At 49.1% G+C, this 22,234-nt stretch carries 20 protein-coding genes and 1 pseudogene; 12 read left to right on the top strand and 9 right to left on the bottom strand.

Annotated elements, in window-relative coordinates:
• Window positions 1–30 precede the first annotated feature (30 nt).
• From EYB30_RS18575 to cadR, 3 genes and pseudogenes are all read right to left on the bottom strand, one after another.
• Window positions 31–306 (bottom strand): annotated as a pseudogene (locus EYB30_RS18575) (IS5/IS1182 family transposase); the annotation flags it as partial.
• A 268-nt stretch (window positions 307–574) separates the two neighbouring features.
• On the bottom strand, window positions 575–1,156 hold the full coding sequence (locus tag EYB30_RS04155) for a hypothetical protein (protein ID WP_166837392.1): 582 nt from the start codon (window positions 1,154–1,156) through the stop codon (window positions 575–577).
• 137 nt (window positions 1,157–1,293) lie between these two features.
• A complete protein-coding gene (gene cadR / locus EYB30_RS04150) occupies window positions 1,294–1,701 on the bottom strand; it encodes a Cd(II)/Pb(II)-responsive transcriptional regulator (RefSeq protein ID WP_001219640.1) in 408 nt (135 codons plus the stop codon).
• A gap of 95 nt (window positions 1,702–1,796) precedes the next feature.
• On the opposite strand from cadR, the gene EYB30_RS04145 reads away from it, so the two are divergent.
• Genes EYB30_RS04145 through EYB30_RS04135 form a run of 3 tightly spaced genes read left to right on the top strand, consistent with a single transcriptional unit; the run spans window position 1,797 to window position 4,520 of the window.
• On the top strand, window positions 1,797–2,693 hold the full coding sequence (locus EYB30_RS04145) for a cation efflux transmembrane domain-containing protein (protein WP_004781121.1): 897 nt from the start codon (window positions 1,797–1,799) through the stop codon (window positions 2,691–2,693).
• Window positions 2,694–2,696: 3 nt separating this feature from the next.
• Entirely contained in the window at window positions 2,697–3,209 is a 513-nt protein-coding gene (lspA, locus tag EYB30_RS04140) for a signal peptidase II (RefSeq protein ID WP_004726826.1), read from the top strand.
• 21 nt (window positions 3,210–3,230) lie between these two features.
• The gene (locus EYB30_RS04135) at window positions 3,231–4,520 is read left to right on the top strand and encodes an ISL3-like element ISPpu12 family transposase (RefSeq protein WP_166837390.1); all 1,290 of its coding nucleotides are present in this window, start codon (window positions 3,231–3,233) and stop codon (window positions 4,518–4,520) included.
• A 68-nt stretch (window positions 4,521–4,588) separates the two neighbouring features.
• On the opposite strand, the gene EYB30_RS04130 is transcribed toward EYB30_RS04135, so the two are convergent.
• On the bottom strand, window positions 4,589–5,911 hold the full coding sequence (locus EYB30_RS04130; RefSeq protein WP_166836173.1) for a hypothetical protein: 1,323 nt from the start codon (window positions 5,909–5,911) through the stop codon (window positions 4,589–4,591).
• Window positions 5,912–6,040: 129 nt separating this feature from the next.
• Between EYB30_RS04130 and EYB30_RS04125 the strand changes: the two genes are divergently transcribed.
• The 6 genes from EYB30_RS04125 (at window position 6,041) to EYB30_RS18780 (ending at window position 12,392) form a co-directional block, all read left to right on the top strand.
• Window positions 6,041–6,181: a hypothetical protein gene (locus tag EYB30_RS04125; RefSeq protein WP_166837388.1), complete on the top strand. Its 141-nt coding sequence runs from the start codon at window positions 6,041–6,043 to the stop codon at window positions 6,179–6,181.
• An 831-nt stretch (window positions 6,182–7,012) separates the two neighbouring features.
• Window positions 7,013–7,648: a hypothetical protein gene (locus EYB30_RS04120; RefSeq protein ID WP_166837386.1), complete on the top strand. Its 636-nt coding sequence runs from the start codon at window positions 7,013–7,015 to the stop codon at window positions 7,646–7,648.
• A complete protein-coding gene (locus tag EYB30_RS04115; RefSeq protein ID WP_166837384.1) occupies window positions 7,645–9,630 on the top strand; it encodes a DDE-type integrase/transposase/recombinase in 1,986 nt (661 codons plus the stop codon). The genes EYB30_RS04120 and EYB30_RS04115 overlap by 4 nt, the downstream gene beginning before the upstream one ends.
• Window positions 9,630–10,535: an ATP-binding protein gene (locus tag EYB30_RS04110; RefSeq protein WP_166837382.1), complete on the top strand. Its 906-nt coding sequence runs from the start codon at window positions 9,630–9,632 to the stop codon at window positions 10,533–10,535. The genes EYB30_RS04115 and EYB30_RS04110 overlap by 1 nt, the downstream gene beginning before the upstream one ends.
• A 2-nt stretch (window positions 10,536–10,537) precedes the next feature.
• On the top strand, window positions 10,538–11,917 hold the full coding sequence (locus EYB30_RS04105; protein ID WP_166837380.1) for a hypothetical protein: 1,380 nt from the start codon (window positions 10,538–10,540) through the stop codon (window positions 11,915–11,917).
• Entirely contained in the window at window positions 11,889–12,392 is a 504-nt protein-coding gene (locus EYB30_RS18780; RefSeq protein WP_410200348.1) for a DUF6957 family protein, read from the top strand. The genes EYB30_RS04105 and EYB30_RS18780 overlap by 29 nt, the downstream gene beginning before the upstream one ends.
• A 411-nt stretch (window positions 12,393–12,803) precedes the next feature.
• On the opposite strand, the gene EYB30_RS04095 is transcribed toward EYB30_RS18780, so the two are convergent.
• From EYB30_RS04095 to EYB30_RS04075, 5 genes are all read right to left on the bottom strand, one after another.
• Window positions 12,804–13,055: a hypothetical protein gene (locus EYB30_RS04095; protein ID WP_166837376.1), complete on the bottom strand. Its 252-nt coding sequence runs from the start codon at window positions 13,053–13,055 to the stop codon at window positions 12,804–12,806.
• Entirely contained in the window at window positions 13,033–13,566 is a 534-nt protein-coding gene (locus tag EYB30_RS04090; RefSeq protein ID WP_166837374.1) for a hypothetical protein, read from the bottom strand. The genes EYB30_RS04095 and EYB30_RS04090 overlap by 23 nt, the downstream gene beginning before the upstream one ends.
• 8 nt (window positions 13,567–13,574) lie before the next feature.
• A complete protein-coding gene (locus tag EYB30_RS04085) occupies window positions 13,575–13,898 on the bottom strand; it encodes a DUF883 domain-containing protein (RefSeq protein ID WP_166837372.1) in 324 nt (107 codons plus the stop codon).
• A 164-nt stretch (window positions 13,899–14,062) separates the two neighbouring features.
• Entirely contained in the window at window positions 14,063–14,911 is an 849-nt protein-coding gene (locus EYB30_RS04080; protein ID WP_166837370.1) for a siderophore ferric iron reductase, read from the bottom strand.
• A gap of 3 nt (window positions 14,912–14,914) precedes the next feature.
• Window positions 14,915–17,020 carry a TonB-dependent siderophore receptor gene (locus EYB30_RS04075; RefSeq protein ID WP_241697959.1) on the bottom strand — a complete coding sequence of 702 codons (2,106 nt, stop codon included), beginning with the start codon at window positions 17,018–17,020 and terminating at the stop codon, window positions 14,915–14,917.
• A 197-nt stretch (window positions 17,021–17,217) separates the two neighbouring features.
• On the opposite strand from EYB30_RS04075, the gene EYB30_RS04070 reads away from it, so the two are divergent.
• The 3 genes from EYB30_RS04070 to EYB30_RS04060 are packed head-to-tail and all read left to right on the top strand — an operon-like array spanning window position 17,218 to window position 22,222.
• The gene (locus EYB30_RS04070; RefSeq protein WP_166837366.1) at window positions 17,218–18,558 is read left to right on the top strand and encodes a lysine N(6)-hydroxylase/L-ornithine N(5)-oxygenase family protein; all 1,341 of its coding nucleotides are present in this window, start codon (window positions 17,218–17,220) and stop codon (window positions 18,556–18,558) included.
• Window positions 18,555–19,760, top strand: a complete 1,206-nt coding sequence (locus tag EYB30_RS04065) for an MFS transporter (RefSeq protein WP_166837364.1) — start codon at window positions 18,555–18,557, stop codon at window positions 19,758–19,760. Before EYB30_RS04070 ends, EYB30_RS04065 begins: the two co-directional genes overlap by 4 nt.
• An 8-nt stretch (window positions 19,761–19,768) precedes the next feature.
• Complete coding sequence (locus tag EYB30_RS04060; protein ID WP_166837362.1) at window positions 19,769–22,222, top strand: GNAT family N-acetyltransferase; 2,454 nt, start codon at window positions 19,769–19,771, stop codon at window positions 22,220–22,222.
• Window positions 22,223–22,234 lie beyond the last annotated feature (12 nt).

The raw sequence follows: 22,234 nt of genomic DNA, 5'->3' as shown, positions 1-22,234 counted from the left end.
TGTTATCATGGGTTGAAGCAGCTATCGCCGTTAACCGTAATGCTCTCGCAGCTTACTGGCTAATCCTTCAGTACCCCAGATTGATATCATCCTTTTCAGGTTATAGCTCAGCCTCGTACATGTAGACTGATTTCGGTGCTGACGTTTTTTAAATCGCCCCATCAGGAAGTGAGTCGCACCCATCCAGATTTTAATTGTTCCGAACGGATGCTCCACCGTTTGCTTTCGGATAACTGCCGTTTGTGGAAGTGCATCAAGCCTGGCTAGGATATCTCTCATTTCAGCTTCATGAACCCATTGGTTAATTCCATATTGAATGGCAACCAGTTTCCTAGACACCTCTGAGTTAGAGAATCTAACTCAGAGGTGTCTAGTAATTTAGGGGAAGTCCAATATTCCGATTTTCAGTGTACAAACCTAAGACCGACTACACCTTCCCACTATTTACGAACAAATCGCAATCAAACTGTAGCGCATTGATATTGCGAAGAATGTTACAAATTGCACTACTTTATCTATATAGTTGGACATTTTGTACCACAACTAGGGCGGCTTAGCGTTGAGTAGAAACATCCTAACTAAGGAGTTCAACCAGAGTATAAAGCTCCCGATACTGCTTAAATACGGGCGTCAATGGCTTGCTAGCACCGTACTTTTCTATAAATAATCGATCCATTGCGTCAGGCATCACAGCCTTAGACATGTCCTCTCCCGAAAAAAAACATTCCATTTGAATTTGATTGAAAACCTCATATTTAAAGACCTTCGCAGCTGACAAAACCTCCCTTCGGAACTGCTCGTTGTTAACCAAATCTTTATTTGAATTATATAAATCGAGAAATTGACCAGCTCTGTTATCTGTCTTGGCCAAAGCATGGCTGAGTTCAGGGAGGCTCGTCTTAAGTGTTGAAATAACTGCAACTAGCAGTGAAATTCTCGCAGAATCAAATTCAGCTATGGATTTCTCAGCCTGAGATTTTACTTCTCTTAGTTTGATCACGTTCCCGGCGATAGTAATTTCCGACACCAACGGTGCAAATATGAATATCAAACTGACGCAGGTTCCAGCGATTATCAGCGTTACAAATGCAGAGCTGTCGATAAGGGCCTCTTTAAGTAAATAAAGTGCTCCCGAATATGCAAAGGCCAAAAACATAAGGGCTATACCCCAGCGTCGCCCAATATCAGAGAGCTTCTTGCAATTTTGGGTAAGGGGATTAAATGGTTGATCTTACCTTTGCATGAGAGTGAGACAGACCGGCATCTCATCGGATTATCTGGTTGATGCTTCACCTACTGCTGGTGCATGTTTCCTTCGCTAATTCCAGCAAGAACCCCACACGCCTTAACTTCCCGGTCATCGTTGCAACGCGCTCTTAGTGAAACGAGTTGTTTCTCAAGCGCCTGTAGAGCGGTTATCTGCGAGCGCACATGAGAGATGTGATCATCGAGCAAGGCATTGACAGCGGTACAGGACTGATGAGGGTCGTCCTGATAGCGCTTTAGTTCGTGAATTTCTGCCAGTGACAGATCCAGGATGCGGCAGCGACGAATAAAGGCCAGCCGCTCAACGTGTTTCTCGGTATAGACACGGTAACCGTTCTCCTGCCGACCAGGCGGCGGCAACAAGCCCTGCCGTTCGTAGAAGCGGATCGTCTGTGTATCTACCCCTACTGACTGTGCCAACTGACCAATACGCATCGGGTTCCTCCGCAACGGATTCTCTACGCTATTGACCTTATAGCGACTATATAGTTTTAAATGAAAACCCGATCACATTCAAGTGGAGTCATATCATGAGTAAAAACTGCGGAGGCCCCTGTGGCGACCATGCAAGGCCTGCGGCGGATACCGATATGCAGGCCTCCTCCGATGCGTCGGGGGAATGGGTCAGTGTTTATGCCGTGCCGAAGATGGACTGTCCATCAGAAGAGCGCATGATTCGCCTGGCCCTGAACGGCGTTGAGGGGATTCGGGCACTGTCCTTCGACTTGTCGAACCGCCGGTTGAAGGTCGTGCATGACGGTGAGGTCGAGCCCGTCACCTCGAAACTGAAGACCTTGGGGCTAGGCGCCTCGCTTCAGGAAACCGTCGCTGCAAATCCGGAGACCATCAAGGCCGCCGAGTTTTCGGCAGCTTCTGCTAAGCAAGAATCCGGGACCCTGCGCTGGTTGCTCGGCATCAATGCACTTCTGTTCGTGGTGGAAATGACTGCCGGTCTGATCGCCCGGTCCACCGGCCTGATTGGAGAATCCCTGGACAATTTTGCCGATGCGGCGGTGTACGGGCTTGCCCTTTATGCGGTTGGACATAGCGTGAAAATGCAGGTACGTGCCGCGCATCTTGCTGGTGTACTGCAACTGATCTTGGCTGTGGGCGTACTCATAGAGGTGGTGAGACGCTTTGTATTCGGTAGTGAGCCTGAATCGCTGGTGATGATGGCTATCGCATTCGTCGCATTGATTGCCAATACCAGTTGTCTGCTGCTCATATCCAAACATCGGGAGGGCGGGGCGCACATGAAGGCAAGCTGGATATTCTCGGCCAACGACGTGGTGATCAACCTGGGGGTCATCACCGCCGGCGCTCTGGTCGCGTGGACCGGGTCCAATTATCCGGATCTGATTATCGGCACCATCGCGGGGGTAATTGTACTTAACGGTGCTAGACGCATTCTGGCGCTCAAGGATTAAGCAATGTCCATTTTTGGCAAACATCTGTCACCGTACGCTCTGTTGTCCATATCGGGCCTGCTGGCAGCGTCTGATCAGGCCATAAAATGGCTGGTGCAACAATCAATGGCATATGGCGAGTCTATTTCAGTGACCTCATTCTTTAACTGGGTACACGTATGGAATACCGGTGCCGCATTCAGTCTTTTTGCGAATGGTGGAGGCTGGCAGCGCTACTTTTTTATCGGAATCGCGGTAGTGGTCTCGATTTTTCTGATCAAGCTGATCCTTGAAAATCGTCATAAAGGAGAAGCCATCGCTTACAGTCTTATCCTCGGTGGCGCCATGGGCAACCTGATTGACCGGGTCTTTCGCGGCTATGTTGTGGATTCCTTTGATTTCTATTGGCGAGACTGGCATTGGCCGGCCTTCAACCTGGCTGATATTGCAATTGTCCTCGGTGCCTTACTTTTAGTTTCCAGCAGCTTGTTGGGTAAAAAAGCAAACACCAATGCCGAGTCGGATGGATCTGACTGACACCTACGCCTATACAACACCATGACCGAACTTCCCGACAACATCCTTCACCTGCCGCAATACCAAGTACTGGGCTGCAAATCAACCGACGACGAAATGCACTTCCAGGTGGACGTGCCCGATCCCATCGCCTGCGAGGAATGCGGCGTGCAGGGTGAGTTCGTACGGTTCGGCAAGCGTGACGTTCCCTATCGTGATCTGCCCATCCACGGCAAGCGGGTCACTCTCTGGGTGGTCCGCCGCCGATACACCTGCCGGGCCTGCAAGACAACATTCAGGCCCCAGCTACCGGAGATGGTGGACGGATTCCGTATGACACTGCGGCTGCATGAGTACGTGGAGAAAGAATCCTTCAACCACCCCTACACCTTTGTGGCGGCACAGACCGGCCTGGACGAGAAGACGGTGCGCGACATCTTCAACGCCCGCGCCGAGTTGCTGGGGCGCTGGCACCGCTTCGAGACGCCCCGCATCCTGGGCATTGACGAGCTATACCTGAACAAGCGCTACCGCTGCATTCTGACCAACATTGAGGAGCGAACCCTGCTCGACCTGCTGGCCACCCGCCGCCAGGACGTGGTGACCAACTACCTGATGAAGCTGAAAGACCGGCAGAAGGTCGAGATCGTCAGCATGGACATGTGGAACCCCTACCGGGCAGCGGTCAAGGCTGTGCTGCCCCAGGCCCGTATCGTGGTCGATAAGTTCCATGTGGTGCGCATGGCCAACGATGCCCTAGTGAGAGTGCGCAAGGGCCTCAGAAAGGAGCTGAAACCGTCCCAGAGCCGGACTCTCAAGGGAGACCGGAAAATCCTGCTGAAACGCGCTCACGAAGTCTCAGACCGGGAGCGCCTCATCATGGAGACCTGGACAGGCGCGTTCCCGCAACTGCTGGCCGCCTACGAGCACAAGGAGCGCTTCTACGGCATCTGGGACGCCACCACACGGCTCCAGGCAGAAGCCGCCCTGGACGAGTGGATAGCCACCATCCCGAAGGGCCAAAAGGAAGTCTGGAGCGATCTGGTCAGGGCAGTGGGAAACTGGCGCGAAGAGACCATGACCTACTTCGAGACGGACATGCCCGTCACCAACGCTTACACGGAGTCCATCAACCGACTGGCCAAGGACAAGAACCGTGAAGGGCGCGGTTACTCCTTCGAGGTGATGCGGGCACGAATGCTCTACACCACGAAGCACAAGAAGAAGGCACCGACTGCGAAGGTCTCTCCTTTGTACAAGAAAACCATCGGTTACGGACTGCCGGACTTCGCAGAGGAACTCAACTACGGAGTCGATCTATCAACCATCTGAGGGTGGTATCAGATTGATGGGGTGAAGGTGCCCCATCAACCATTAAATCCGTATACCCGTAATTTTGTTTATTCATTTATACTCCCTTGGTTGGCTGTGCCACTTAATGTTGGGCTATGGCTAAATTGACGAGGAACTTGGCCGGTCAGACAAAAGTGCTCATAGCGATGCTCTACTGTTTCCAGGTACAAAGGGTATCGTGCAAAAAGCTTACAGATGGTATGGGGATCGATGCCTTTGTTGAGCAGCTCTGATTGGACGAGCTCCATAATTCCGACAAGGAAAAACTCCAACAAACTTTCATCATTTTGTCCAGCAGACTGAGGTGCCAGAGGTTTTATCAACCATTGCAGGTCTGAAGCAGTCATCAGATTTGGTTTTAGGCTCTTTCCATCCGCAAAACCATTCTTTATCCTTTCTATCCGTTTTTTGATTTTACTGACGTCAGGATCAATGAGCTCCGTCGGCATTTTACGTTTTTCATCTAAATACCATTCACACGGTAGATGCTCAGCCCTTGCCAAATCTTGATAAAACGCGTGCCAAGTAACTTTGTCTCCATAACGAAATGAGCTCTTCTCCCAAGCTGTTTTGGCCATATCGACAAATTTATGATTAGCATTGAGAAATGTGAGCAGTCCCCGACTTGTTATCACTTCTGGCAGAATACGAGGAATTATTGATTTGTAGCTTAACTGGCCGGTTTCATCAGGAAATCTGTTCTTCACATAGACGTTAAACAGCGCGGCCATGTGCAGGACGATGGCGACCATCAGCTGGGCATCTTGTGAACGATCCCAGTTCTTAAAATCACACTCAATCAGTAGCCACTCCTGAAATGCTGAGTTTAAGAGCTCGTGATTTACCTCAGGCGCATACCGTCTGCACTCAGTTATAAAGTCTCGATCAACATCACAAAGCCCAGATAAAAAATGGAGTACCTGAAGAGTCGTCTTTTTCTGCTTTTGCTGCAGTTCAGAACAATTGACGAACTCTATCTCTTTTTGGAGTAACTGCTGAATGATTGGCCAGGCACCTATATCTAAAAACGGTTGTGACTCCGAATTAGTATCCAGGTTATAACGATGAAAAAATGTAACGGCGTCGTCTTCAGTAAAGCTACCTTCCCGCACTTTCCTGAACATAGCATGATCTGCTGTAACATGTTTATTTTCAGGTTTTAGCCGAACTACTGCCAACAAAAACTCTGATAAGGTTTGCGTGTGTAAACACCCCCTGGCTAATAAGTCAGGCCACATCAGAAAATTCAGGCCTGTTTGCAGTTCCTTAGCAAGCATTTCAGTCATTTGTCCCTTTTTTGCTCTCCATCCTTTGCGACTATAGCGATGCCAATTGGCAACATCAATAAGGACACTTATGAATTCACCCATTAAGCCGCAAGACAATAGCGCTAACCTGGTCAACAAAAACAAGGGAAGCAACGGTACTAACCGCCAATACGATCAAGCACAAGGCAATCGTGGTAAACAACTTAATCCAAAGCTAAAGGAGCAAAAAGGATGAGCAGAACATCAAATGATGATCGCAGCGACAGCATGAACCCAAACAACGACGCATATTGGGACAGTCTCGATAATCATGCTAATCAACTAAACCCGAACAATGATGAGTATCGTGGTTCTGACGAAGATGACGATTAGTCAGTAAAGGTAATCAGTGCAACTTTCTGCCTGAAAATTGCACTGATTACTCATCGACTTGGCTGCCATCAGTCTCAAATTTTTTAGATACATTAAGCACTTGGATAAGCCAAGCGAAATAAAAGGTCAAAAAACAAGCAAACAGAACGCTGTTCACAAACAAATTTTCGCTCCGTTTCCCTACTTTAGGGGCGCAAAAAACACACAACCACTGTTTATTAATTAAGCAATCAGTTTCATCCAAAAATGCCCTATAACAGAAAAATACCCATAATAACGGTACACTCAAAAGGTTGTTTTTTGAGCTAATTTTATCCCTATTGGACGAACTTGGTATTCAAAAATTAATCAATCATTGAGCAAAAAACAAACTAAAAAAATAAGTGTTTGAAAGTAATAGTATTAATTAATGTAACATTAATTCATTTTTCAGAGTTGCTTTGGCGAAAGCTGACAAGCCCATATTGGACAAATAACGTACAGCTTAGAAAATTGTTGTTGCAAAACACCGCCAAATGTATTTAGCATGACGGGTTTATTTCCTGCACTTTTTGCCGAACTTAGCCGCAAATTCTAGATTTTCTAAGCAGTTTTCAACTTTTAAAAAGTATGGAATCATGATCGCATGACATCGCGCTGAACCCGCATATCAACTCCCACAAGAGGTTCTGCAGATTAGTCGCATGACGCAGCAAGGCTAAGCGATGTCATCTGGTTTTTATGGAAATTTTCCTACCAGGGTTAATCTGGAAACCCAAAAAGAGAAGCAAATAACCTTACAGGTTCTCATAAATAAACTAGTATGTAAATACTGGCTAGGGAGATTTTTTCGTGAAAAAACGTTCAGAAGAGGAAATTAAAAAGCCGACAAGGATAAAAGGCGTATCCATAACTCATTTTTTCAGCCTGAAAAATAAAGCGCCGATAAGGCTCAGAAGTTATCTGGAGCTAGGAATGGCGCTGGTTCTGGAGTTCGACAGTCGTATTAGCACATACGGTTCAGAGGTATTCAAGCTTTTGGTGGATAATCAAAAGTTCACTCCTGACTTTGGCGCAATTACTTTCGACAACAAACAATTGCACATTGAGGTACACCATAGCGAACTTACCAATCAAAAGTACTTAGACAAGATCGTTAAGTTCAGTAACTTTTTAGAGGAACGTGGCCAAACTTTGGTATTTCTGTCTGAAAAGACACTTACTAAGACCCGGATCCTAAATCTTAAAATGCTCTACCGCTATCTGGAGGTAGATCCATCGCCTTATCTCCATATCCTCACTCAACTTCCCTTTAGCTCAACCTTGGCAGAGCTTACCGAAGAACTCAAACAATTAATGCCTGAGCCTCAGGGTCCCGTCTGCCACAGAATCGCCGCATTAGCGCTAATTGCACACAGTTACTATTGGTTTGACGACAGTAAGCCTCTAGAGCAATCGACTCCTATCAAAAAGGTTTTAATTGCATGAAGACTCAACCAAACAGCCAAGCGCGATATATTTTTTTGAATGACCCAAATCGGTACGAGGTTACTGGTTCCAGTTCAACGCAAATCTTGCTGAAAAGCGATGGGCTTACCAATTGGGAATTTAAGCTAGTTGACAAAACAATGTTTTTTGAGGGAATACGTAACCATCAAATTGAAGAGCGCTTTTTGCCAATCGCAATTGAAGCCAAGCCAAAGCCGTATCAAGAAAAAGCTGTTGATATATACGAAGACTTTATGGAGGTAATGTATGAGCTTGTACTTCAAGGCCTGCCATATTCGACCGACAAGGCATATGAACAAATTTGTGCAATTGTCGCTGAGCGATTCCCTAACCAACACAAGCCATACCCGAAAAGAACTTCACTCACAACGCATTTTAAAAATTACCTTAAAAGCGGTTGCCACTCCGGATCATTGCTAAGAAAAAAAAGGCAATCTCGAAAGAATAGTGCAATCAATGAAGACGAATTTTTGCAATCCTTTCTACTGAGACATTGGCCTAGAGCCTGTCAATCCAAGACTGTCAAGGTGTATTCCTTTTATCTGGAAGAAGCAAAAAAGCTTGGTTTTAAAGGGCGTTCCTTAAGCACCTTTGGGCGAAGAGTTAATGAAATCAAAGAACAAGAACATATATTTATGAAATCAAACACCGAGACGCAGATAAAAATGAGCCGCACTAACTTATCCCAAATGAGGGTAAGCGCTCCTTTTGAACGGGTTGAAGGCGACCGTATTCATGTTCATTTGCAATTACGAAATACAGACGGAACCGTTATCGACGGCACCGTAGCACTCTACTTTCTTATCGACTGTTACACACGTTGCATACTGGCTTGGACTTATGAGATTGGCACTCCGGAAACCTTAGAGGGTGTAATTACGATGCTGACGATTGCTCACATGACGTCTGAACATAATCCCTATGCTGGAAGGATCCAGGAGCTTATCGTCGATAATGGACCAGGCTTCAAACCTAACGAGCTGACAATAATTTGTAACAGCTTGGGAACCTCCGTGACTCGCGTAGCAGCTTATAGTCCATTCAAGAAGCCATTTGTTGAAGCATTTAACAGGTATTTCCGTGACAACTTTTTGAAGGGTCACATTATAAAAATAGAGACATCAGGTGAGATTTTTTTTGGTGTTCCAGGTTATGCGGGGCGCAATAAATCAGGACAACCTGATGAAGGAAGTAAACCAACTTGCGAAACAGCCACATTGACGCCAGAGCAGTTTAAACAAGCATTGTGTGATTTCATGGACACTTACCACCATCAGAGCCGTCAGGTCATCGGAGGTAAAACGCCTCATCAAATGATGACTGAACCAACCCAAACGTTTCCCGCTTTGCCATTGGATTACGCCAAAATTAGGCACTGTTTTCACTACAAAAAGAGAGAAGCAACGTTGTATGAGACAGGCTTTGTCAGATTGCACAATCAGGATTTCTCATCAAGTGAGCTCAAACTGCTATACCAAAACAATAAAAGGCGCGGTGATAAAAAAGTAAATGTTACAGTGAGCTATAACCCAGGTGACGCGACACATGTAACCGTGTCCTTCATAGAGGATGGTAAAGTTCAATATTCCTGCATCGTCCCGAACCGTGATATCGAACTTTTTAATGACAAGTCACCGAGTTTTGCAGATCTGGACGCTTTACGTACTCCTAAGCAAAGAGCTTACCATTCTTCGTCCACCTTTAGTGGTTTCCCAACGCCTCTTAAAGTTAATAAGTCGTCTAAGGACGAAGAGGATAGTGAAGAGACATCTAAACCTGACACGGTAGAACCACCGGATTGTCTCGACAAGCACATTGATGCTTCAAACAGTGCTGTTGCCGAAAAACTAGCCGCCAAACAAAATGCATCTCTAAAAAAGCAGCAGAACGAGCAAAAAAAAGAGAAAAAACAATCAGCCAGTGACACAAGCGGTTTGTATTCCGACAAGGATTATATTTAATGAATACTGTCATGAGTGCCCATAGCGATATTTTCCTTGGAGGTCACGTCTCTAAGGCCTTAAACATTATGATGAACACTATCAATCACACCAAGGAAAAAGCCTATGGCCAATTAGTTATAGGCGAGTCAGGCGTCGGTAAAACGACCTTATGTAAGTATTTAGCCGAGACACTAAATCTTGATGCTCCAGTAATTGATGAGGTTAAGATCAAACCTGCGTTGTATGTCAAGATCACTACCTTGCAAACGCCTACTCAGCTTGCATTAGAACTGCTAGCCGCACTAGATGTGACCATTTATGCAATAAGATTGTCTCATCAACGTGCGATGCAGCGTTTAAAACAGCTACTGTCAAAACATCAAGTGAAAGTCATCATCGTCGATGAGATGCAAAACGCCCTGCCTTACACAGCAGGTCAGCGACTTTTGGAAATCAGTAAATGCGTGGCAGAAATACTTGACGATACCAATATTCCAATGATTCTCGTGGGTACACCCGCTTTAAGACGTTTGTTGGAGCTCGATAAGCGGGCTAAAGATTTCCAGACTGAAGAACAAATTGCCAGGCGCTTCAGAGCCGAACTCGAGATCCCAGCAATACCAATGGGAACCTGGGCTTGGTTAGAGGCAATTAACTATTTCATGACTAAACACGGATTAGCTCACATAACCGAAGTTGATAAAGTGCTGATGTACCGATTGCACATCGCAACTAAAGGGAAACCTGCGTTACTGGCAAAACTGTTTAGTTTGGCTGAGCTAGATAAAGGTCTAAAAACCAAAGAGTTTTTACATAGACTCAAGCAGTCATATGAAGAGGGTTTTGGCAAAACGGGCAACCCTTTTGACGAAAAGCTCCTAACTGACAGGGAACTTGAAAAACACCTACAAAAGGCGAGTTAGCATTGAGTTATTTATCAATTATCCTTCGCCCAAAAGAAGACGAGTGTATTGCTGGCTATATCTTACGGCTGGCAAAAATAAATGGCATCGTCTGTTTAACTGAGTTGATGAGTCGTCATCAACTCACACATATCTGTCGAGGTAACGGCATATTGTTTGAAAAGACGTTGAACGAATATGGCCTGGCGGACATTATCAAACCGCTGAGAAAGTCACGAGGTGATACAAGCCTGTCTACATGCAAAATTTGCCCGGCGTGTGTTTTATCATCCATGCCAGTTTTGGAAAGCTGGCAAAAGCCCACCAGTTATCATTGTGAAACTCATAAGGTGCTCTTAGTCGAAAACTGTCCACGGTGTTCATCTGCACTAAAATGGGAGATACCTATACTCAGCGCGAATTGCACAAACGAATATTGTGAAGCGCAGCTGCCTATCCGCCCATCCCCACTGGCGGCATTATCTCGCCAAGCTCTTGAAGAGTGTTACGCAGCAGCTCAGTTTGCCAATCACGTTAAAAACGCCTATTCCTCATTATCATCAGTAGCACGGATTGAACTGGGCTACGAGGTGTTAACTCAAAGCAAAACCTATCTGCCACTGCTATCAGAGTATTTAAAGCAAAAAGCAGATTACGTCATGTATCCCATTACATTCCGATTATGGGAGCTGCTCCACTGCATCAATTCACTAACAAACGAATGGCCATTTACTAGAATGGTGAATGAAGCAATTTCAGTAGTTCGACATGATGACAAAGATGGAGCCCAAAACATTCCAGAGTTATTCGTGCCGCATGCTGTTTTGATAGACTATCTCTCTAAATTGACGAAATCCCCAGATTATCCCGCGTTTATAAAACAATACACCCATAAAAAAGCGGTCTCGACAGAAGGTGTTCGCTCTGAGCATTTCTCAATTTCTCCACTTTTACAGATCTTAAAGTCTTCATCGACTCCTCATACAGAGCAGGCGTTTAGTTTGGGAAACTGGCTGTCAATTATTGCGCCATACCACATTGAGGCGATAGATGTCGTGAACGCATGTTGTCGAGGGGAGCTGCGATATCGGTTCCAATCGTCGTTGAAGCTTGTGGACTCTCTTCTGATTTTAGAAATCGATATGCGAAACTTTGTATTTAACTATTTTGAAAAAAATGACCAGAATTACATCTCATCTGAAATTGCCACAAAACTATGTAGCCAGCCTATTGAGCTGCTGCAAAAAGCTAAAAGAACGGGATTGCTCAGAACGTATCGAGTTAATAATTTTTCTCCCAGACAATTCCTAAAACGCGAAGTAATGGTACTGGCGAGAGTTCTCAACAAACAACTTTCTTTACCTATTTCAGAACATGCATCGTTCGAGCCTGAACAGGTCTAATGGAGTCAAGGAATCAAAGATAATGGACAAATTCAGGAGATTTAAGCCAAGACAGAATAAACATCAACTTTTAGTGCCGGATGCTGGAAGCAAATTAACCAGCATCCACCAGATATTAGAGCCGATATTTATACGAAAACACCTCGAATCGCAGTCTATAATCTCAGAGGTATCTCTAGACAACCTCATCTCTGTCTCCGAAGGGATTAGAAACCAGTACCCGCTGCGGCCTTTGTGCCTTATCAGCAGTTGGTGTATTTGGGAGCTAATGGATAACAGCTATCCGTCCCCAAAAGTAATGTCGCATTACCTAACATCAAATTTTGTCATCAAGGATGACCTAGAAGAAGTCCAATTCGGTGGCTCCATCATGAGCGATGAAATTGTTAATGTTGAAAATGATTATATCGCCCACACAGCCAGCAGAATATTTATTCTCGTCGGCAAGGGCTTTCGAAATAAAGGGCTATATTAAGTCCCTGAAGATTCGTTTTACGTTAACGTACTGAAGTCCTCACTCGCGTCCCCTTGTCAAAAATCTATCTATTTGCATCTTGAATTAATCTGAACTATTACTTATGGTAGCGCCGCCTTATTTGGTGGGCTTGTACTGGTATACGCTCATCTGGAGGATCGAAAATCCATTTCCAGAAATAAATGACGGACATGTAAAAATTCCAGAATTGCTGACGCAAGTTGCCACCGCTAAAAAATTTCAAACCTCTATTCTAAAAGACTTCTCCAAGACTGGAATTCCAGAGTTATCTGACGCTCGACAAAAAATATTAAAACCATTAAATTCAAAAGGTTACATTGGAAGGTGCTAACAATAAGGAGCAAGAAGCCCTAACCGCAGACGGGCCAGGGCGACAGGTTTACAACAGCGTTACCACCAGGTGGTTAACCAGCGCCAGCCTATCAGGCTGCGCACGGCTTTGATACTGCTGTGATGACGCAGTTGAAACAACACGCCGGCGCTAAAACTCAGCGCCAACCCCGGGGCCGAGCCAATAACACTCAGCGCACGCTGGCGCAGTAAAAAGCTGTGTGCGGCAAGTAGCTTGTGCTGCTGGCGGCTTTGCACTGCCAGTCGCTGCACTTTTTGCTGCTGTTTGTTAAGCAGTTTGGCGATCAGCATTAGGCGCCTCCGTGTTGTCAGGCTGTTGTTTGGCCTTGCGCCCAGCGCCACTATTAAACAACTGGCGAAGCGCTCGCCAGCTTTGGCGAAAACCAACCTGCGATAATACATAGTTCAGGCTGCGCCAACACCACAGCAAGACGCCACCTTGCAACAGCAATAAAGCGCCGGCAGTAACAACAACCGACTGGCTTAGCTGCCATAGCATAACGCCCAGCAGCACTAAGGTTGTGGCCCACAGTAAAATAATGCCGGCACCAAAGCACACCAGCAGTGCAGCGGCAATAACCAGGCTGCGCCCGCTTAGCTGCCACTCTGCTTTGGCTGTATTGGCTGCCAGTTTCAGCTGCGCTATATAAAGCTCAGATACCGACCAGCCCAGCGCCGCCAGCCCGGTTAACTGCTCCGTTAGCGGCTGTGGCGCTGCACTTTGTGCAGCCGTACCGACCTTAGTACTGGCCGTGGTATCCGGCGCTTGTGTCGGTGCTGTTGCCGTTTCACGACTTTGCATAGTGGCCCCTAGCGACGGCGCAGTAAGGCGGTGAGTAATGCACCGGCGGCAAAGGCAATACCGGCGGTAGCCAGCGGGTTTTGCGCTGCTAACTCGCGGGTTTTGCTGTACGAGCTTTGCAGCTGCTGCTTAATTTCTTCCTGCTTATGTGCCAGAGTTTCCTGCGAGCTAGCCGCCGTTTTGCGCAGGCTGTCCTCGGCGTTAGCCGCTTTGGCTGCCACCGCATCGACCGCATGGTGCGCTGCCTCACTGGCTTTTGTTGTCACCGGTGAATTTAAGCCGCCATTGGTTTTACTGTTAGCCTGATGGGTTGCACTTTGTGAGCTGGCCATGATCTGCCTCCTTGGTTAACATTGTGAAGCGCCGCCACTGGCTGCGCCAGACATTGAGATAACAGCAAGGCTTATGCCAGATACAATAAATATATATAAAACAAAATGTTAACTAAAAATTTCGGCAAGGTTTCAGCCTGATTTACCGCTGCCAACTGTAGAAGTTACCTGCTATCAGTAATCTTTACAGGGTAAGCAGCAGTATCCGTTTCGCTGTGCTTGCGCCGTCGACTGGCGCGCCTGGGGCAATTGTCGCAGCAGTCGCCGTCGGCTCGCAGATAATGCATACAGCAGGTACGCCGTATAAACGCCGGTTGGCGCGTGTGCGTGTCAATATAAAACGGCGCGGCGTTATCGATGCCTAAAGCGTCCAGCCATAGCTGGCGCCAATGTAATAGCTGCGGCGCTGTCATCAAGCTGGCCTGCCGGTAACACAGCAATAGCGCCGATAGCAGACTATCCGCCAGCAAACGGCCTGCCAGGGCCGGCCGCAGCGGAATAACTTGCACCAACTCCGCCAGCATATCCTGGTAAAATGCGGCCAGTTCGGCGGCACTACACGGGATCGCATCAGCGATCGGTTGGCTAACACCCACCTGCGACTGCAGCGTAAAGCCCGCCACTACACCCTGCTGGCAGTGCTGGCTAAACCCGGCAAGCCTGATGGCGATACCGCCGCTATGCACGCCGATAACCGACAGGTAAACAGGCTGCCACATCAGCATGTTCCAACTGCGCACCCACCAATAGGCGTGAGTCGCTTCCGGGTGCTGCTGACGCCAGTATTGATAGAGCGCCAGTAATGACTGACGATTGTCTCTGCCGTGAATAATGGCGGTTTGTTCTGAGCGCTCTGCGTATTCTGAGTGCGCTGTTTGTTCTGGCTGCGCGAGCTGGCCCTGCAAAGCCGGTAGCAGGCGTGCTGCCAGTTGCAACAGTTCAGCCAGCGTCGCGCTGTTATCAATACCGCTATCAAGACAACGAGCAAGGCCACTCTCACAGCAACTAACCATCCACTAAAAACTCGCGTACAGGTTTAACTCGACGCTGCGCTCGGCGCCCATCCAGCAATTGTTCTGATCATAACAGGCGCCAACATAGCGTTTGTTACCCAGATTGCTGGCGGTCAGGCCCAGTTTATAGTTGTCGCTAAGCTGATAGGCCAGCGCCAGATCCCACAGGGTGTAACCGGGTAGCTGATCGCTGTTCAGCTCGTCCAGCTGGCTTTGGCCGACATAACGCACGCCGGCACTGAGTTCCAGCTTGTCGCTGACATAGTAGTGCGCCCAGGCAGCGGCTTGTTGCTCTGCTACCCATACCGGCGTTTTACCTACCAGTGCCGCGTTCAGCGGGTTACGGCTTACGGCAACATCCAGCTGCGTCAGGCTCAGGTTAAGCGAAAAGTCCGCCCCTACTTGCTGCTGCAGCGTCATTTCTATCCCTTTGGATTGCACTTCACCGGTTTGCGTTTTCTGCATAAAGTCGGGCGTATTAACCACCACTTGCTGTTTGCGCAAATCAAAAACGGCCAGCGTTAACTGTGTGGTGTCGCCTTTATATTTAACACCCAGTTCAATTTGATCGGCGGTGGTCGGTTTAAACGCTTCGCCAGTGACCGAGTCAGTGCCGGAAACCGGCTCAAACGACTCAGAGTAGCTAATATAAGGTGCCCAGCCAGCGTCGAAGGTGTACATCGCGGCCAGGCGGATACTGGTATGACGCTGGTCTATGTCAGTCGTGCTGAGAACGCCGCCCAAATTAGCGTCATCGCGGCTGTCGTAGCGATCATGACGCAGGCCGGCCAGCAGCAGCAGGCCTGATGATTGCCACTCATTTTGCAGGTAGACGCCCAGTTGCCGCTGTTCGATCTGGTTTTGCTGGCTGTAGGTATCCAGCGGCAATTGCGCGGGGTTGATTAAGTTATAATCCGGTTGTGCCAGGTTAAGTGCTGGCGTAGCCACACCAAAGGTGTCGCCATAACGGACCTGCGAGTCCAGGCTATTGTATTCCACGCCAAGCAACAGCTGGTTGCGCCAATCACTGCTGTTGGTTGTCCACGCCAGCTGGTTGTCTACCACATAGCCGTCAATTTTTTCATCGGTAAAATAAGCCGTACGGGCCAACATTGCGTCACCGTCGCTTAGCCCCAGGTTGTAGCTGTTTTGCTGCTGACCGTCGGCCTGGGTATAACGCAGGTTTTGCAGCAAGCTCAGGCCAGGGCTAAATTGATGATGCAACTTATACCCCAGCATAGTCACTTCGCGCTTAAAGCTGGCCCAGTTGTTATCGCCGGCATAAGCATCGGCCGGCAGGTAGCCATAGCTTGCCGGGTACAATGTACCGGTGGCAGGTAGCGGCGTAGAGGGCACCATTTCAGGGTCGTTTTGATAATACAGATTCAGGTTGATACTGGTTGCATCATTAAATGCCCAACTTAGCGACGGCGCTATAACATAGCGCTGTTCTTGGGTAGTTTGCTGCTGGCCGTCTTTTTGTCGCGCCAGGCCAATCAGGCGGTAATTTGCCTGCTCGTTCGCCGCACCGGTGCTATCAAAAGCTAACTCGGCTAACTGGCCTGACCCCAGACGCACCCGTGCCTGCTGCTGTGTTTGCGCCTGCGGTTGCTTGGCAGTTTGATTCACCATACCGCCGGGCGGTGCCGAGCCATACAGTACAGACGTTGGCCCCTTAAGCACTTCAACGCTTTCGGTAGCGTAGGCGTCTACTTGCGGCGCCAAATTCCATAAACCATTGTATTGTAGAGGTAAACCATCATAGTAGTTACGGTAGCTGTCAAAACCGCGAATAGTATACTGGTCAAAAATGGTCACCGTGCTGCGGTTTTCGGTGGTGATGCCAGGCGCATAGCGTAAGGCTTCATTAACACTGTCTACCTGACGCAACTGCAGCAGCGCCGCGTCATAAATCTGGTAACTCATCGGCGCTTGCAGCGGCGTTAAGCGCGATTTAGTGCCCGTGCTGCGATAGCTGTCTGCATACACCTTGATCACTTCAATCGCGCTGTCGTCGCTGGCACTGTCTTGTGCCGTTTGGGGGCTTGATGTCGCCTCAGCGCCGCCGGCCCAAATAGTTGCCGACATCACCATTCCAAATATAAGCATTTGATACTGCTGCATTTATTTCCTCTTATTTTTTTCCAAAGCTATTGACACCGATCAATTTAACGCAAACAATAACCATTCTCATTAATGTTTGCAACCATTTTTAAACATGACGATGAACAATCCCCCTGGCCTGCGCTGTGCGGTTAGGGCTGATACCACAACAACCTGCGACCATAACGCCAAGGAGCACTGTCATGCCTAAGCCTATTTATGATTTTATCGCCGTCGGTATTGGGCCTTTTAACCTGGGGCTTGCCGCGCTTAGCCAAGCGATCCCCAAACTGAATGGTTTATTTGTCGATGCCAACGCCAGGTTTGACTGGCATCCGGGTATGATGCTGCCCGACGCTCAGCTGCAAACGCCTTTTATGGCCGATCTGGTCACGCTGGCGGATCCTACAAGCCGCTACAGCTTTCTCAATTACCTGAAGCAACAGGGGCGCATTTACCGTTTTTATATCCGTGAGAACTTTTTCCTGCTACGCAAGGAATACAATCAATATTGCCAATGGGTAAGCCAGCAGCTGGATAACCTGCAGTTTAATACTCATGTCGACGCCATTCGCTATGATGCACAGCTGTGCTGTTATGAAGTGCAGGCCACAGTGCTGGAGGATGGCGCCACCAGGCCCAGACTGTACTATGCGAAAAAACTGGTGCTGGGCACAGGCCCCAAACCCTACCTGCCCCCCTGTTGCCACAACGTAACCGGCCAGGTGTTGCATTCAAGCGATTATTTGCCACAAAAACGTCAGCTGCAGCACTGTGATGCGATAACCCTGGTCGGCAGTGGTCAAAGTGCCGCCGAAATCTTTTATGACTTGCTGCAAGACAGCGACAACTTTGGTTACCAGCTGAATTGGTTAACCCGCTCGCCACGGTTTTTCCCGCTTGAGTACAACAAACTGACACTGGAGATGACGTCGCCCGACTATGTTGATTATTTCTATCAGCTGGAGACCAGCAGCAAACAGCGTTTGCTCAGCCAGCAACAGGGGCTGTATAAGGGCATTAATACTGAGCTTATCAATGCCATTTTTGATTTGCTCTATCGCAAAAACCTGGATGGCAAAGCGGCGGTAACCCTGCTGACCAATGCCGAACTCGTTGCGGCTAACACCAGCCAGCCAAACCTGATCCAACTGACATTTAACCAGCTACAGCAGCAGCAAAGTTTTAGCCTGAGCACCCAGGCGCTGGTGTTGGCAACCGGCTTTCACTATCCAATACCTGGCTATCTTCAACCGATCCGGCAGCGGCTTAATTTCGACGCCCAGGGCCGTTTTGATGTCAGCCGCCACTATGGCATAGGCAAACATCAGGATGTGTTTGTGCAAAATGCCGAGCTGCACAGCCACGGCTTTGTCGCTGCCGATCTGGGTATGGCCTGCTACCGCAACGCCATTATTATTAATCAGCTGGCGGGCGCTGAGATTTACCCGCTGGAAACCCGTGTTGCTTTTCAGCAGTTTGCAGCACCGGCTTGCAGCGCGCCAGCTAAGCCGGCGTTTAAACCGCAACGGGTGCTGGCATGAACCTGAACGTTAAATACCTGCTGATCAGCATCACCGTCATTGCGGTGGTATGCGACACCATGCTGCTACCCTTTTACCCCGGCTTTTTCGCCAGTGCCTTTGGCATTACTGATCCCGCTTACGTTGGCGGTTATATTGCCGCATTTTGCCTGGTGGTGCTGCTGGCATTTCCGTGCTGGGCCAGGCTGGCAGAACAACAGTCGGTGCTGAATATCCTGCTCGTCACCCAACTGGCCGCCGCGATCTTTAGCCTGCTGTGTTACCAGGTTGAAAGCTTAAGCGCGTTTTGGCTGGTGTCGCTGCTAATGTTTGTCTGTAAGGCCAGTTATTTGCTGATTTACCCGCTGGTGATGCGCCTGGAAACACCGGGCAAGCAGGGGCAAACCATTGGCCTGCTATCGCTGATTGTCCACTTTGGTGCCATCGGCGGCGCTGTGCTCGGTGGTGTGATGTTGCAGTATTTTGAACCCAGACAGGTGTTTGTGCTGATGGCCTGTGGCGATCTGCTGCAAACGGCTATCTGCTGCTATCTGAAGTACGCCGGCCACACCTTACCTCTGGCCCCGCCGCCGGCAGCTCAAGCCAGCGCTGGGCCTGTGGCCAGCGCGAACAAGCCACCCCTGGTAAAGCTGGCGCTGCTGATGTTGCTGTTTTACTTCAGTGCCTACCTGATGCAGCCGTTTTTTGTCAGCTATTGGCAGCAGCTCTCCGCCTCTGCCAATCAGGTAACAGCGGCGTTGGTATTTGCCATTCCTGCCTTTATCGCCCTGCTGGTGTTGCTGTGGCAATACCGCTTTGCGCCGGCACATGCCAACCATACCGGGCTACACACGGCACTGTGGCTAACCGGCTCTGGCCTGGCGCTACAGGCATTGCCGCAGCCCCTGCTGGTTATTGCCGGGCGATGCCTGTTTGGCCTTGGCCTGTTCCTCGCGACGGTGCGGCTGGATCTGCTGCTGTTTCGCCTGAGCACGCCAGAGCGCTATGCCAGTGACTTTAGCAAAATTTATATGGCGCAAAGCCTGGGGGTGTTGCTGGCCTCTTACTGTGCAGGCGCTGTCGTGGCCGCAACAGGGCTGAGAATGCCACTGCTGGTTGCCACGGCCGCCTTGGCACTGACCTGGCTCTGTTATCTGTTGTTATTTAGCCAAGGCTGGCGGCCAAGCACTACCGCGACTAACGCCAGCCAACGCCTGCAATAAGGAAACCTATGAACTCACCGCTTACAACCGGATCAGCCAAGCCCGCGCTGCTATTTTCGCAATATGACGCTGTGCTGGGCAGCATCGCATTACGCGCCTTTAGTCAGGCTGACGATATCGGCTTGATCCACCAATGGGTAAGCCAGGACTATGCCCGGTTTTGGGGGCTGCAAGGCTGCAGCCCCCAGCAGGTTGCTGACGCCTATCAGGCTATCTGCGGCAATAGCCAGGTATTTATTGGCCTGGTCCAGCGACAGCCCGCCTTCTTGCTGGAAGTTTATCAGCCTGGGGAACACGAGGTGGGCCAGCATTACCCGGTGCAGCCGGGTGATATTGGCATGCATATTTTACTTGCGCCCTGTCAGCAGCCGCTGCCGGGTTTTAGCTGGCGCGTGTTTTGTTACGTGTTGCAGTTTCTGTTTACCGAACACCAGGCGCAGCGCGTTGTGGTAGAGCCCGATAGCGCGAATCACAAAATTGCCCGGCTGAACCGCCGCGCCGGCTTTCAGTTTAGTCAACAAATACAGCTAGCCGATAAAACCGCCGATCTGTGCTTTTGCAGCCGGCATCATTTTTACCAGGCCTTAACGAAGGAAAATTTCACCATGACACCAAGCTATTTACATCACCACACTCCGCTGTTAACCCCGCAGCATTTAAACCCCGCCGTGTGGCAACAGGTTAACCGCCAGCACCTTGCTAAGGTACTAAGCGAATTTGCCCACGAGCGTATTATTGCGCCGCAGCAGCTTGGCTGCGAGGGAAGCTGGACCTGCTTTAAACTGAGCACCGATCAGGCCGATATCGAATACCGGTTCCGGGCGCAGCTAATGCAGCTTAATCACTGGTGTATCGATGCGAATTCAATTGAAAAACAGCAAGCGGGTTTGTTGGCCCCGCTGAGCTCGCTGGACTTTATGCTGGAGATTAAATCCCGTCTGGGTATCAGTGACGAGCGGCTACCGACTTATCTGGAAGAGATCGCCAGCACCCTGGCATCAGCGGCGTTTAAGCTGCATCACCCCCGCCCCAGTGCCAACGAGTTGCTCAGTGCCGACTTTCAGAGCATCGAAAGCGCCATGACCGAGGGCCACCCGGGTTTTGTGGCCAACAATGGCCGCATTGGTTTTGATGCCACCGATTACCAGCAGTACGCGCCGGAGCTGGGTAACAGCATCAAGCTGGTCTGGCTGGCGGTGAGTAAGACAAATGCCGAATTTAGCGCCAGCACCGCATTAGACTATCAGCAATTGCTACAACAGGAGCTATCAGCAAGCTGCCTGCAAGCTTTTGAGCAACAGCTGCAGCAACTGGGGTTAGCACATGACGATTACTATTTTATGCCGGCTCACCCCTGGCAATGGTCCAACAAATTGCAAACGGTGTTTGCCCAGGATATTGCCAACCGCCAATTAGTCTTTCTGGGTACGGGCGAAGATGATTATCAGCCACAACAATCCATTCGTACCTTTTTTAACCGCAGCCAGGGGCATAAGTGCTACGTTAAAACCGCGCTGTCTATTGTTAATATGGGCTTTATGCGCGGGCTGTCGCCTTACTACATGGCATCAACCCCGGCCATCAACGACTGGCTGGCGGCACTGGTGACACAGGACCCATTTTTGCAAAAAACCGGTTTTAGCCTGCTAAAAGAAATTGCTGCCATTGGCTATCGCAGCCCGTTGTTAGAGCGCGCTTGCAGCCAGCACAGTCCGTACCGGAAAATGTTGTCGGCACTCTGGCGGGAAAGCCCACTGCCGCAGCTTAACGCCAACCAACGCCTGATGACGATGGCCGCCCTGCTGCATATTGATAAAGACGGCAAGGCGCTGCTGGCAGAATTAATTAACGCCTCAGGGCTTGATACCGCACAGTGGCTAAGCCGCTATTTAGCCGGCTATCTGACGCCGTTATTACACTGCTTTTATGCCCATGATCTGGTGTTTATGCCGCACGGTGAAAACCTGATTATGCTGCTGGAACATAACCAGCCGAAACGGATGCTGATGAAAGACATCGGTGAAGAGTGCGCCTTTTTAAACAAAGATCTGCAACTGCCCGCCAAGATACAACGGCTGGTGGTCGACGTGCCGGAACAGCTAAAAATACTGTCGTTAACCACCGATATCTTTGACTGCTTCTTCCGCTATCTGACGCCGATACTGGTACAGCAGTTAAACTTCAGCGAAGACCAGTTCTGGCAGCTGGTCGCCGACTGTATCTATAGCTATCAGGCACAGCAGCCGCAGTTGCAGCATAAATTTGCGCGTTATGATTTATTCGCCGATGAGTTTACCTTGTCATGCTTAAACCGGCTGCAGCTGGGCAATAATCAGCAGATGCTCGACCTGGCTGATCCGGCCAAAAGCCTGAAGTTTTCCGGTACGCTAATAAACCCGCTGGCGCAGTACCGTCGGGTCAAAACGCCCGCTAAGCCACAGCAGGAAGATGTCTCACTGTGAGTAAAAAAGCCA

The sequence above is a fragment of the Rheinheimera pleomorphica genome, from assembly GCF_011634895.1.
GTDB classification, from domain to species: Bacteria; Pseudomonadota; Gammaproteobacteria; order Enterobacterales; family Alteromonadaceae; genus Alishewanella; species Alishewanella pleomorphica.
Note: the sequence above shows the minus strand (reverse complement) of the source record. Positions and strands in the feature narration are given on the sequence as shown.

Coding starts and splice junctions, on each gene's coding strand:
- EYB30_RS04065 (WP_166837364.1), top strand. CDS start 18,555: ATGAACCTGAACGTTAAATACCTGCTGATCAGCATCACCGTCATTGCG.
- EYB30_RS04145 (WP_004781121.1), top strand. CDS start 1,797: ATGAGTAAAAACTGCGGAGGCCCCTGTGGCGACCATGCAAGGCCTGCG.
- EYB30_RS04080 (WP_166837370.1), bottom strand. CDS start 14,911: ATGGTTAGTTGCTGTGAGAGTGGCCTTGCTCGTTGTCTTGATAGCGGT.
- EYB30_RS04070 (WP_166837366.1), top strand. CDS start 17,218: ATGCCTAAGCCTATTTATGATTTTATCGCCGTCGGTATTGGGCCTTTT.
- lspA (WP_004726826.1), top strand. CDS start 2,697: ATGTCCATTTTTGGCAAACATCTGTCACCGTACGCTCTGTTGTCCATA.
- EYB30_RS04060 (WP_166837362.1), top strand. CDS start 19,769: ATGAACTCACCGCTTACAACCGGATCAGCCAAGCCCGCGCTGCTATTT.
- EYB30_RS04090 (WP_166837374.1), bottom strand. CDS start 13,566: ATGCAAAGTCGTGAAACGGCAACAGCACCGACACAAGCGCCGGATACC.
- EYB30_RS04130 (WP_166836173.1), bottom strand. CDS start 5,911: ATGGGTGAATTCATAAGTGTCCTTATTGATGTTGCCAATTGGCATCGC.
- EYB30_RS04110 (WP_166837382.1), top strand. CDS start 9,630: ATGAATACTGTCATGAGTGCCCATAGCGATATTTTCCTTGGAGGTCAC.
- EYB30_RS04075 (WP_241697959.1), bottom strand. CDS start 17,020: ATGCTTATATTTGGAATGGTGATGTCGGCAACTATTTGGGCCGGCGGC.
- cadR (WP_001219640.1), bottom strand. CDS start 1,701: ATGCGTATTGGTCAGTTGGCACAGTCAGTAGGGGTAGATACACAGACG.
- EYB30_RS04115 (WP_166837384.1), top strand. CDS start 7,645: ATGAAGACTCAACCAAACAGCCAAGCGCGATATATTTTTTTGAATGAC.
- EYB30_RS04125 (WP_166837388.1), top strand. CDS start 6,041: ATGAGCAGAACATCAAATGATGATCGCAGCGACAGCATGAACCCAAAC.
- EYB30_RS04085 (WP_166837372.1), bottom strand. CDS start 13,898: ATGGCCAGCTCACAAAGTGCAACCCATCAGGCTAACAGTAAAACCAAT.
- EYB30_RS18780 (WP_410200348.1), top strand. CDS start 11,889: ATGCATCGTTCGAGCCTGAACAGGTCTAATGGAGTCAAGGAATCAAAG.
- EYB30_RS04095 (WP_166837376.1), bottom strand. CDS start 13,055: ATGCTGATCGCCAAACTGCTTAACAAACAGCAGCAAAAAGTGCAGCGA.
- EYB30_RS04135 (WP_166837390.1), top strand. CDS start 3,231: ATGACCGAACTTCCCGACAACATCCTTCACCTGCCGCAATACCAAGTA.
- EYB30_RS04155 (WP_166837392.1), bottom strand. CDS start 1,156: ATGTTTTTGGCCTTTGCATATTCGGGAGCACTTTATTTACTTAAAGAG.